This window comes from Citrobacter amalonaticus (assembly GCF_002918555.1).
In the GTDB taxonomy this organism is placed as follows: Bacteria; Pseudomonadota; Gammaproteobacteria; order Enterobacterales; family Enterobacteriaceae; genus Citrobacter_C; species Citrobacter_C amalonaticus_A.
On the sequence record NZ_PQMB01000002.1, the window covers coordinates 471,575 to 484,292 of the forward strand.

Annotated in this window: 10 protein-coding genes; 1 reads left to right on the forward strand and 9 read right to left on the reverse strand. The window is 46.4% G+C overall.

Annotated elements, in window-relative coordinates; genetic code table 11:
- Window position 1 precedes the first annotated feature (1 nt).
- From C3432_RS07725 to C3432_RS07750, 6 genes are all read right to left on the reverse strand, one after another.
- The gene (locus C3432_RS07725) at window positions 2-1,045 is read right to left on the reverse strand and encodes a TRAP transporter substrate-binding protein (protein WP_103776057.1); all 1,044 of its coding nucleotides are present in this window, start codon (window positions 1,043-1,045) and stop codon (window positions 2-4) included.
- A 565-nt stretch (window positions 1,046-1,610) separates the two neighbouring features.
- The gene (locus C3432_RS07730; RefSeq protein ID WP_103776058.1) at window positions 1,611-2,891 is read right to left on the reverse strand and encodes a c-type cytochrome; all 1,281 of its coding nucleotides are present in this window, start codon (window positions 2,889-2,891) and stop codon (window positions 1,611-1,613) included.
- A 13-nt stretch (window positions 2,892-2,904) separates the two neighbouring features.
- Window positions 2,905-4,680, reverse strand: coding sequence for a GMC family oxidoreductase (locus C3432_RS07735; RefSeq protein ID WP_103776059.1), 1,776 nt, complete (start codon window positions 4,678-4,680; stop codon window positions 2,905-2,907).
- Between the two features lie 3 nt (window positions 4,681-4,683).
- Window positions 4,684-5,409, reverse strand: a complete 726-nt coding sequence (locus tag C3432_RS07740) for a gluconate 2-dehydrogenase subunit 3 family protein (protein ID WP_103776060.1) — start codon at window positions 5,407-5,409, stop codon at window positions 4,684-4,686.
- 347 nt (window positions 5,410-5,756) lie between these two features.
- Complete coding sequence (locus C3432_RS07745) at window positions 5,757-6,866, reverse strand: AI-2E family transporter (RefSeq protein ID WP_103776061.1); 1,110 nt, start codon at window positions 6,864-6,866, stop codon at window positions 5,757-5,759.
- 441 nt (window positions 6,867-7,307) lie between these two features.
- A complete protein-coding gene (locus tag C3432_RS07750; RefSeq protein ID WP_181012885.1) occupies window positions 7,308-8,105 on the reverse strand; it encodes an EAL domain-containing protein in 798 nt (265 codons plus the stop codon).
- 675 nt (window positions 8,106-8,780) lie between these two features.
- On the opposite strand from C3432_RS07750, the gene C3432_RS07755 reads away from it, so the two are divergent.
- Entirely contained in the window at window positions 8,781-9,095 is a 315-nt protein-coding gene (locus C3432_RS07755) for a PapB/FocB family fimbrial expression transcriptional regulator (RefSeq protein ID WP_103776063.1), read from the forward strand.
- A gap of 25 nt (window positions 9,096-9,120) precedes the next feature.
- Here C3432_RS07755 and C3432_RS07760 read toward each other — a convergent pair whose 3' ends face one another.
- The 3 genes from C3432_RS07760 to C3432_RS07770 form a co-directional block, all read right to left on the reverse strand.
- Window positions 9,121-9,828, reverse strand: a complete 708-nt coding sequence (locus C3432_RS07760) for a CZB domain-containing protein (RefSeq protein WP_103776064.1) — start codon at window positions 9,826-9,828, stop codon at window positions 9,121-9,123.
- A gap of 163 nt (window positions 9,829-9,991) precedes the next feature.
- Window positions 9,992-10,729: a CZB domain-containing protein gene (locus tag C3432_RS07765; RefSeq protein ID WP_181012886.1), complete on the reverse strand. Its 738-nt coding sequence runs from the start codon at window positions 10,727-10,729 to the stop codon at window positions 9,992-9,994.
- Window positions 10,730-10,875: 146 nt separating this feature from the next.
- A complete protein-coding gene (locus C3432_RS07770; protein ID WP_146050869.1) occupies window positions 10,876-12,711 on the reverse strand; it encodes a TadE/TadG family type IV pilus assembly protein in 1,836 nt (611 codons plus the stop codon).
- Window positions 12,712-12,718 lie beyond the last annotated feature (7 nt).

Genomic DNA, 12,718 nt, shown 5'->3' on the forward strand with positions numbered 1-12,718 from the left:
CTTATGGCTGGTTGTCCGGCGCAATAGCACCGATCTCATCCACCATCGGTTTCAGATCCGGGAACCGGTCAAGAAACGCTTTCCAGACAGGCTGTACGGCCTGAGCAAAGTATGCGCGATCGGTTTCACGGAAAGTGACCCCTTTGGCTTCCAGAGCCTTAATCGCCTCCGCTTCTTTCATACTGGCCTGTTGGCGTTCGTATTCCGTTGCCTCTTTCGCTGCTGCCAGCACATCGGCACGTAACTCTTGCGGAATCTGCTCGAAGCTCCTCTTATTGATGGCAATCATCAGCGGGTTATAGCTATGACGGGTTAACGTGCCATTCTTGATAATTTCATAATATTTACTGGCGTAGATGGTCGGCGCGTCATGCTCAACGCCATCGATAACACCCATTTGCAAGCTGGAATAGACCTCGCCGCCCGGCATTGGAATGGCCACCGCCCCCATGTGATTCAGGGTGGCGATAAAGTTAGGAACCGGGAGCACGCGGATTTTCAGATTTTTTAAATCCTCCGGTTTTTCAATCGCCTTTTTGGTATACACATTGCGTGCGCCCAGGTTATAGCCATAACCCAGCACCATTACGTTTGCTTTACTCATCATGAGCGCGGAAAGCTGCTCGCCCGCTTTACCGTCCAGCGTTTTTCCTACATGGTCATAGTCTTTAAACAGATAGCCCAGATCCAGAACCCCGACTTCTGGTACCAGCGTGGCCCAAATCGACGTGCCGGAAATCATCATATTGATGGCGCCTATACGAACCTGCTGCGTGGCATCAGCTTCTTTTCCCAGCATGCCGTTAGGAAAATAGTTGAGCTTAATCTGCCCTTTTAACTTCTCGTTTTTATTCAGGTTTTCCTGAAAACGACTGTACCAGATGTAGTGGGCAGATGAGTCGTCTCCAGGCAAAGAGGAGTAGACGCGGAAGTTGAGCGCCGCCTCGGCAAGGGAGGTTACGGCACTACCGGCAATCAGTGCGGTGCTGAGGCAAGCAAATGCCAGAAAGCGTCTGGCTGAACAAAATGGTTTATTTTTCATCATGATTATCCTTTCTCATACTGTAGAGGTAGCGATAACGCCATCTGACACGACTTCATCGGTCAGCAGATGTCACGAAAAAGTGGCTGAATTCGTTTTCTGTAACGTTTTAGTGTAACGTTACAGAAACTATCCGCCTCCCTCTGCAAAAGCAAGATGCTTCCATTCATCATCGGGAGTGATATGTGAATTTTGTGGCGGATATCGCTAATTTGCAGCGTGATGTTACAAAACAGAAACGAGGTCTTTGCTGTTTAGTCACTGTTTAGTGGGCGACGTAGAGGACAACTGAAATTCAGACTGATGCCTTCAGCGCATCAGGTCTGCGCTGAATCAGCGCTACGCGGATTGATTTTTGGGAGCACAATGCCGTCTGTTAAAGCGGTATCTCACCCATAAGACAGGTTCTCGCCTGCCCCGAAATGAGCACTCTGTTACCGGGCACAGTACAAATAACAGAGGCTGGCACTATCCGGTAAAACAGGAACAGGTTCAGCCCAACATGCCGGTGAGACGTCTTCACATCAGTCGGCGGTTTCTGAAACCAAAAACCGCCTGGGGATGAGCGTTATTTCTCTTCTTTTGCCTCTTTCAGATCGTTGCGCAGGTCTTTCACCTCTTCTGCCGTTACCGCTGGCGCATTATTGCCCCAACTGCTGCGCACAAAAGTCAGCAAATCGGCCACCTGTTTGTCATTCAGACGCCACGCGAAATCCGGCATGGTCAGCCCGGTTGGCGCATCCTGGGTAACCGCCATTTGACCACCACGCAACACCACGCTGATTAACGACGATGGATCGTCGCTCAGCACCGCTGAGTTATGCGCCAGCGCCGGGAAGGTTTTCGCATATCCCTGACCATCGATACGGTGGCAGGCCGAACAGTTATCCATATACTCCTGCGCACCGGGTTTACTCATATCGCCTTTAATCAGCGCCAGCGAGGTTTCAGTATCGGCTTTCGGCGCCACAGCCTGCGGATCGGAGGACTTCAGCGACTTCAGATATACCGCTACCGCCTCAAGGTCGTCACTGCTCAGATACTGAGTACTGTGCGCCACAACGTCGGTCATAGAGCCAAACGCCGCACTGCTGTCGGTACGACCGGTCTTGAGAAATTCGGCAATATCCTGCGCCGACCAGCGTCCCAGACCGCTTTTCACGTTTCCGGTGAGATCCGGCGCGTGCCAGCCCTCCAGCGTACCGCCGGTCAGATAAGCGGCATCATTCTGATCGAGCGCTTTTTCCTGAAAACCGATCCCACGCGGCGTATGACATGTTCCGCAATGCGCCAGCCCCTGTACCAGATACGCGCCCCGGTTCCACTGCGCGCTCCGGGAAGCGTCTGGCTGATAGACCGCATCATCATGAAACACCGCATTCCAGACAGACAGCGGCCAGCGCATACTGAGCGGCCACGGAATATCACTGTCGCGATTTTGCTGTTTTACCGCAGGTATCTGATGCATGAAGAAGTCATACAGGGTATGCAGATCCCGATCGTTGATTTTGGCATAGGAGGTATACGGCATAGCGGGATAGAGGTTTCGCCCATCCTTCGCGACCCCTTCGCGCACCGCTTTGGCAAAATCGTCGTAGCTGTAGTTACCGATTCCGGTCTCTTTATCCGGCGTAATGTTAGTCGAGTAGATGGCCCCTATCGGCGTGCTCATTTTGAGCCCACCCGCATAAGATTTGCCTCCCCCGACAGTGTGGCACGCGATACAATCCCCTGCCGCAGCCAGCTGTTGTCCCTGACTGAGATTCTGGCTGGTCGTTCCGGCCTGAACGGCAGAGGCCAACAGCGCCAGAGGCAATATCGGGAGCAGTGCTTTCCAGTGAATCGTCATGTTAATCCCTCCCTTACGCCTGAACCAACGGACCTGGGTTTGCCAGATACTGTGTACGAATCGCATGCGCGGCAAACAACGCTGTCGCACCGACAATCCCCGTTGGGTTATAGGCCAGGTTCTGCGGGAAGCAGCAGGCTCCGAGGACAAAGACGTTTGGCACATCCCAGCTCTGCATGTATTTATTCACCACGCTCGTTTTGGGATTGTCTCCCATCACTGCGCCACCGGTGGTGTGGGTCGACTGGTATGGACGCACGTCATAATGCGCATCACTCTTTTTGAAGCCCATTTCATAATGCGGCGGGTTGATTTTCTGGACGATCTCTTCAGCCTTTGTACCGATAAAATGCGTCATTTTCAGCTCATTTGGCTGCCAGTCGAAGGTCATTCTTAGCAATGGCTGTCCGTGTAGATCTTTATAGGTCGGGTCGAGATCCAGATAGCACTGTTTGTACGGCATCACCGACCCCGATGACCCGACGTTCATGGTGTGCAGGTAGCTCTCTTTGATGGCTTTTTTCCAACCGCTCCCCCACTTCGGCGCATCTTTAGGCGTCGACATCTGCTGAACAGGACGCCCGCCGGTGATGGTGGCGGATATCGTCGCCCCACCCACAAATCCCAGCCCACTGTGGTCAAAGTTTTCCGCATTGAAATCATCAATAAACATTCCGGTAGTCCCGGTTGCCGCAAACGGGTTGAAGTTATGATCCTGATTAAAGAACAGTGAAATACCGCCGTTCATCTGATAGGCATAGTTACGCCCAACCACGCCCTCACCGGTTACCGGATCGTAAGGCTTACCAATTTTCGACAGCAGCAGCAGCCGCACGTTATGCAGCTGGAAAGCGCTTAACACCACCAGACTCGCCGGTTGTTCCACCTCCTGCCCGTTCGCATCAATGTAGGTAACGCCCGTCGCCTTCGTACCTGTCGAATCGGTATTGACCCGCAGCACATGAGATTCGGTCCGCAGCTCAACGTTGCTATATTGTTTCAGCGCGGGCAGTACGCAGGATTGCGGCGAGGCTTTAGAGTAGTTAAAACAACCAAAACGTTCACAAAAACCGCAATAGTTACACACGCCAAGCTGGACGCCGTAAGGGTTGGTGAACGGTTCGCTACAGTTTGCCGCCGGTACCGGGAAAGGATGGTAGCCCAGCGCTTTCGCCGCCTTACTGAACAGCATTCCGGAGTATTGTTGCTTCAGCGCTTTCGTCGGATACGGATTCTGACGTTCGGCTTCAAAAGGGTTGCCCCCTTCAAGGATTTGGCCTTTCACATTCCCCGCCTGCCCGGCAGTACCGCAAATCTTCTCGTATTTATCGAAAAAAGGCTCCATTTCCTGATACGTGAATGGATAGTCCTGCACCGTCATATCTGCCGGAATAAAGTCTGCGCCGTACTTTTCGATAACCGTACTGCGCATCCTGAGATCGGCCTCCAGCGGACGCCAGAGCATCCCGTTCCAGTGAACGCCAGCCCCGCCAACACCGTCACCGGGCAAGAAAGAGCCGAATCGACGGTATGGCAAAGCCGTATCTGATTGGGTATGGCGTACCGTTACCGTCTCTTTTGACGCATTCTGAAACAGCTTCAGGCGGATACCATAGGTCAGCTCATCCGCAATACGCGGGTAGGCGAAGTCAGGGTATGTGTCGCGCGCTTCCCCACGCTCCAGCGCCAGGATCTTCAGTCCGCTATCCGCCAGCTCCATTGCCATCAACGACCCGGTCCAGCCAAAGCCCACGATAACCACATCAACAGGATCTTTTTTAATTGCCATGTGCTATACGCTCCTCTTCCCTGAAATGCTCACCGGTCCCAGCGGGTAAGGCTTACCGGGATTGTCCATCACCTGCTGATAGTCAGCACGCGCGCCCGGAAAACCGATCAGTTTCCACGACGCCATTGTCTGATTACCGCCGTGTAACGGATCGGACAGATAGCCTTCTTTCGTATTTTCCAGCATCTGTGTGAAGAAGATTTTGCCAGGGACGTTATCAAAGGTCAGCGCTCCGCTTTCCAGCTGGCGCAACACCTCTTCCTGTTGGGGATGGGTTAGCTCAGCGAAATTTTTCTGATGCTTATCCTGGCACCACTGATTCACCGCCTTAATCCCACGACGCCAGGTTTCGCGCGGCACCAGATGTGACTGATAGCCCAGCTCAGGGACAGCATCCACAAACGGTCCCTGCATATACCACAGATGTCCGTAGCCATATGGCAGCTCCATCTGTTTATCAATAAACACGGGAACGCCTTCACTCACCGCGCCCGGCCCGTTGTCATCTGCCGGAATCAGCCGATCGGTAGCCGCCAGAACAAACATCCACTCATCATTATTAAAAAACCGTGGAACGTAATGGGCCGATACGCCTTCAGAAGATGCGGGTGCTGCGGAGGTGCTCAGGGTAACCAGGCTGCTGCCCATGGCAGTCAGGGGGATAATCGCCAACGTTTGCTGTAAAAAACGTCGTCTCGAGGGGACGCCCTCATTTCCGTTATTGCTCATAAAACATTCCTGTTCTGCTTCATTAATACGTAAAACCAATCAATTCTTATCTGGCTAATAGTTTCTTCATTTGTCAGTTAAAGTAAAAATAAGCATGTTTTTTTGTTAACACAAGGATAAAAAATGTTGTTTTTTATGAAGGGAACGAAATGTTACGGGTAAAAAAGCGGGGAATTAAGGATTCAATTGTTTGATTTAACAACGGAAAAACATTCACCGAGAAAATTAAACTCAGGTAATGACAATGTTAAAAATGATATAAAAAATTGATATAGATCAGATCGGAAAAATTGCTGGATACCCGCCACCGGTGACCATCGTCACCAGTGGCGAAGGCTGGCTGTGGATTACAATTCAGATGTATTTTTGCCCTCTTCAATAAAATCTTCATCTATCTCATCAGCATTCCCGGCATGATCGCGGCCAGAAAGCAGGTTCCAGCAGGCAATAAAAAGCGCGGCAATCAGAGGACCAATCACGAATCCGTTAATACCGTAAATCTCCATTCCACCCAGCGTGGCGATCAGGATCAGATAGTCCGGCATTTTCGTATCTTTCCCAACCAACAGCGGACGGAGAATGTTGTCGACCAGGCCCACAATAACGACAAAGAACCCCACGATGAAGAATCCCTGCCACAGCTGATGTGTCGCAAAGAGATAGATAGCCGCCGGAACCCAAATAATCGCAGACCCCACCGCAGGCACCAGAGAGAGGAACGCCATTAACGCGCCCCATAAAATGCTGCCATCAATACCGACAATATAAAAAGCAATGCCCCCCAGCAGCCCCTGAACGACCGCCACAACAGCCGTTCCCTTCACGGTTGCTCTGGAAACTGCCGCAAATTTTGCGAACAAATGCTGCTTAACAAAATCGGTTAAAGGGAGAGAATCCAGAATCTGGCGCACCAGATATGGCCCATCTTTTAGCAGAAAAAAGAGCAGATAGAGCATAATGCCGAAGCTGACGGCAAAGCCAAAGGTACCTTTACCAATTAAAAACGCACTTCCCGCCAGGTACTGCCCTCCCTTTAAAGCGACATCAGAGAGCTTCTGCTGGATTTGCGCAGCATTGTCCAGATTGTGTTCGGCAAAAAACGACCTTGCCCATTCAGGCATATGTGCAAACAGACTGGCCACCACTTCGGGAAATTGCGTATTGTTATGCTGAAGTTTGGTGTAAACCACATTCAGCTCGATTGCCAGTGACGAGAGAATAATCGTTAACGGAATAAAAACGATCAGGCAAATAATACCCAGCGTGAGTAAAGAAGCCAGCCCATTACGATCGCCCAGTGCCGTACGCAGCTTATTTTTAACCGGGTAAAATATTACGGTCAGGATCGCTGCCCATAACACGGCTGAAAAATAGGGTGACAAAACATCAAAAAATGCCCACGTCACCATAGCAAGAATGAATATGAAAAACCCTTTAGTCAGTCCGTGAAATCTCATTAGATCACCCTGTTAACAACGAAATACAATGCACTATAGAACTGATTTCGACATTTACCAATTTATTCTTATTTACAGGTTACCGCAGGCTGGGCTGCGGATGCTGCCCGCTCGCGAGCAGGATTAAAATTCGTCAAGGTATAACAAACAGCATCAAAGACAGGAAAACAACACAAATACAGATAATTACGCCAAAATTGAGTGCATCTGTCTGAGGATGGAAGAATTCTGATTAACAAGACAGATAATTCGGCAGGATATTCACGATAGTGCTGACATGACTATTGCATGAATATTTAAGACTGACAGACGGCGCATAATTTAATGACGGCACCGCAGGCGATTTGCCGGATACTCTGTTCAGAGCTAAAAATACATTCAATACGCAAAATGGCCATCAGGAAGAAGATAGCTGATTTTATGACAACTTTTCTGTGTCAGTTACCTCAGCGTCTCACTGCTTTGAATAATATAATGGGAAAATTGTTCAAACGAGAGCGGTGTCGACCAGTAATACCCCTGCTGCAATGCCACCCCTTTACGCAATAAACAGCTATGCTGAAGCTCCGTTTCAATGCCTTCAGCAATAATAGCGACATTCTTTTGCTGGGCCATCTGGATAATCTCATCAAGCGCGCACCGGGACTCGTTCCCCTCCCCCAGCGCCGCCACGATGGATTTATCAATTTTAATAATATCTGCAGGCAAACAGGCCAGCCTGTCCAGACTATTCGATCCGGTTCCAAAATCCCCCAGGGCTATCAGTATCCCCGTCGCGCGTAGTTGACTCAGAAGAAGCGTCAGCTCAGTACCCGTTTCAGCACTGTCATGTTCCAGAAGTTCGAGTGTCAGCCGCACATGTCCGGGAAGACTCCGCTGAAAATGGATGAATGCATCTTTCATCCCGGAAAGCATATCTACAGTGACGCAGACATTAAGGCCAATATGAAACACCCTGGGCAGCCTCAGACGTAACGCAAGCATATCCCGTTCAACCTGTTCGAGTAACATGCGCGTCATGGGAATAAGCAGTCCGGACTCCTGGGCAAGAGGCACAAATTCATCCGGCAGCGATAACGTTCCGTTTGTTCTTTTCCAGCGTACCAGGACTTCAGCGCCGTACACTCCCCCTGAAACAACATCCAGCACGGGCTGATAATAAGGAACGATTTGTAACGTGCGCAGTGCATAGGTAAGGTGCTGCTGTTTTGCGGATACAACTCGCCTGAATATTCGCATGACAAGGCCCGGCAGTATGGCTGCACATACGATGAGTAAAAAAAAGGGCCACCAGGTAAGAAAAGAAGCGCTTATGGGGTAGCTTAGCGCAAAATCATTATACAGGTCAGATGGTGTCATTATTGGCAGAAAATTGGAATTATGTTTCATCTTAACATAATTCTATTCGTTGATGCAACTTAGTGCATTACAGAGTGTAATGAAATGCCTGATAAATCGTTTTTAATGTGTAATCACTTTTAAGATCTTTTAATTAAAAGATAGCACCCCACTTAAAAAAGGAGTGTACAGCGACGACTATCGATATTAAGCATTATATACAACAAAACAGGGAGGCGTTTTGGCGCGGAATATTATATGACAAGTTTATATGAGAGCATTTATTACAAAACAGTTACGGTGTTGACCGATAAAAAAGAAAAAACATTACCGTGCAGCAGGGCTTGCAGAGGATGAGGGAATCAACTCCTTCGTATCACGCAAAGTGGTTGAACACGAATATATATGATTTCATATATATAATTATATAAAACCAAAATTATCAAAAGCATCAGTTAGTTATGCTTGTTTTCTAAAAAACGCGACGTTCTGATTCGGATACATATTGAAATACACATTCACAATGATTATATTTCAAAAAAAGGATTTACAGGAAAGAGACAATTAAGGTTAATCATGAGTAGTCATCAGCTAATAAATACGCTATCGCATTTACATGTTTTTTCGACAACGCTGATTCCGGGAAAAGTGAGCGCGAGTTACTTCAGATTACTCACCCGAATTTATGCTATTCACAGTAATAAAATGCTGGGAGCACTGGAGTATCATTTAGTTTATGGATATACCAGAATGGAGGCATGTAACAAAACCGGAGCCACACAAAGCTATTTTTCCGTCAAGTTAAGAGAACTAAAACGCATCCACCAAACCATAATAGAGCTGTACCAGAAATGTTATCCCTCATGCAGATGCGGGCATAACAGCATATAAGTACACATACCAGCTTATCACAGGCTCAAATCGCGTCGGGTTGAGGATATAACAATCCAACACGCTCATCGAGACGATCTAATGCAATGATAAGCTGTTGACTTGTTTCTTCAACGTCATGTAATACCCGCTTCAGTTCCCCTGCCGTAAATGTCTCAAGTTTACGTCTGAACAGATTCTCGCTCGTTTGGTGAACGAGATGGTGGCAACTATCCAGTTCCCGAAAGCCCGGCAGCGTACGAAAACGGCGCAGTCCTTCACCGTGTATCCACAATCCCAGAGTGCATTCTCGCTCATCGGTGAGAATTTCATTCTGCTGCTCGGTCAGCAAAGCAACATACAGTCTGTCACGCCATTGATAATGTTGTACTTTCAGAAGTGCGAACAGCAACCTGTCTGCCGCAAGAGCCATGCCTGAAGCCACACGACTAAGGTGCTCCTGCGTTAAACCGGTTTGCTGATACTGTTCGCGGGCCAGCTTCAAAAGTTGATTATGTTCTGTCTTATAATCAGCGTGGTCATTGCCTTTAGCAAGGTGATTAACAAGCCGATATTGTCGGTTTAATACGAGAGAAAGTGATTGAGATTCTTCTCGACAATGTGATGCCGAATGCAACATTTTTTCACGTAAGCGAAAGCACTTCTGCGCGGTATATTGTACATGCGCAGATTTTGTCACAGCACTGGAACGGACATGATCAAGAACAATAATATGAAGTTCAGATGTCAGCATTAAAAAAATCCTTCATGAGCCTTCCTGGAGTTTTTCTTTGTATAAGGCTAACGAGTCATTTTATTGGGATAATCAAAATAAGATAATAGTTTCATTACAAATTATATAACTTAATCGTTAAGAGGCGCTGTGAACAACGCCTGTACGACATGATAAAGGTAAATTAAATATTATCGAAGAAATGGACAATCTGCTCCTGAACAAGCGCAGATTTCTTTTGGAAACTTCCTGTCAACTCACATTTTGCAACATCAACACCTTCAGCAAGATAAATATCCACAACTTCCTGAACGCATCGATGAAAATCATGGTGCAGCTTCATAAGTTCCTGAAACTCAGACATACTGCTATATTGGCTTTCACCTACAGAGTGTAGCCACTGTCCCAGTTCACATCTGTCGTCCATGCCCAGTTCACTTAGATTGGTGACCGTATCTGTACCATTAATGATTGAAATTAATTTATCACGCCAGCGGCAGTGGGCATCCAGCGCAGACTTAACGTTAAAGCCGTGGTTCTGAATATCGCCATCGGTATACAAAATAGAGATAAGGTTAGCTTCGACATCGGCGATGTTGCGTTTTAGTAATGCCAGGTTAGCACGTTCACGATTCGCAACCAGATAAATGAAAATATCCTTCATACCCCGGCATGGATACAGCAGTTGATATTCATCTTCGGTAGTAATAATGATGTCCAGCACATCATCATTGATTTCTAGTAATTGAATGGTTTTAAGCTCTGCACGCATAACCCGTATAGCACAATCAATCAGTGCATCACCATCCTTGAGCATCCCAACAGAGGCGAGTTTCATCCCACTGTTCATATCAACAAAAGCGACATAACTCACTGAACTATCAGGGCGCAATTTTTCCAACACGTTGTCAAATTTGTTCATAACTTCAGGCTCCTTTTCCAAATTTTTTGGTAGTGCAATCTCGTGTTTAACAAAAAAACGACTTAAATATTTTAAAATCATTATAAATGCTATGGCAGCCCTCAATTTACATAACCATAAAAAAAAGATGCTGCATGATCAGAATACTAAGGTGTCGAGCCATCATTTTTATTAATAAACTTCAGACCGCCTGGCTCAGTACTAAATATACTTGTGATTGCATTTTTTAATGCGGAGTAGTCAGTTGCCACAAATGCCCCATCGTCACCAACACAATTCCGTCGCCATTCCCACAGTGTTGAAGACGTGTAGGCGTTATTAACAATTGATACAAAATATATTTTAGCTTCTTTAGTTTTTGGTGAGTTAGCCTTTATCCCATCCATTACTTTTTGGCACATTCCCATGCGCCGAAATTTTACACCAACCGTCTCTTGTTCACCATACTCCTCACCATCGGATACAATAATGATTATCTTACGCGGATTATCACCCTTGGCGACTTCACGGGCGGCATATAATATACCGGCAATAATATCTGTCCCCGCACCATCCTGTGGCCACATAGCCTGAAACTGATCAATTTCGGATTTATCATTAGACAAGCCTATCACATATGCATTTTGCTTAATCTTGCTTAGGTACTCAGAATAATAATTGTCCGGGCGCCAGTAAGGATATCCTGATGGAATAAAACCTGCAGTGGGACCTACAGGAACGGATATATTAAATGCCGACAAACACATTGCTTTGAAGGGGTTACCCATATCGATACTGGCAAAAGATCTTTCAAAAGGTTTTATTGAGTCATCATCGAATAAGAAAGAGTCACTAATTGTACCAGCATAATTAATTGTTGTATCATTTGCAAAAGATTGACTCGTTGAATCATTTATCAAAGGATAAAAGTAGTCTTGCACAATTTGGCTATAATTTTGTATTTCATTATAATTTACAGAGTTCATCACGCTGACATCGTTTACCGCTTCACACGATAAAGGATTAGAGTGCAATGAGCCACCTGTAGCTGTATTATCAAAAGTATTATTTCTCACACAATAACTTTGGTAAGCGCTGCCGATAGCTGGACGTACGTGATTATAATAATAATCATAACGTTTGAGGTCAAGATAGCTTTGGATAACAAGATTACGATCGACGCCGGATGTATTATAGCCAGATGAAGACCAGTCTATTTTTTTATTTTCCCAAAAGGCATGATCGATATCATATTGGTCTTTAAATTTATAAGGGGTCGCGCATCCAATGCGATCGCCACCGGCTTCATTCTTTTTATCAAGCTTAACAGGAATACCTATATCAAAAGGGACAATGGCTATTTTTGATTTCGACTTTTCATTATCAATTTGAGTCACTAAATCATTTACCACATCACGCAAAATCTGAATGCGCATTTTTCCACCTGACATTCCCAACATTGATCCTGAGAAGTCGACGGCGAAGGCAATATCGCTTTCTATATTAACATCACCCATCGTTTTACGAACAATACCGTTATTTTCATCAGCTAAAATCGATATGTCTTTACTAAAGCCCGGCAGAGCATTGCTGATACCATCAATGATTGGATGCTCGATAATCTTTGCTATAGCTACATATTTTATACTATCAATTTTGGTTACATCGGCGTTATTAAAAACAATATCGGCATTAACTTTCAGAGTTGACTCATCAATTTCACTGCCTGGCAAATAATAGTTAATATAGCTTCTGACCAGATCTTTCCCTTCTATTTTCTCCTGTTCCGTAGTGAGGTTAGTGTTTGTAGAGGCAACAGCAAAACTTCCCTGGGATAAAGCATCGGCTAAACGCGCCCTCTTGATTAAAAAACGAGAGCCGTCGATACCCAAGGAAAAAGTCGCTATCAAAAGAGGTAAAATAATTGCAAACATCACGGATATACCCGCATTACCCTCTTGAATAAAACGAAATAAGTGCAACTTTCTTTTTAATTTCATCATTATCATC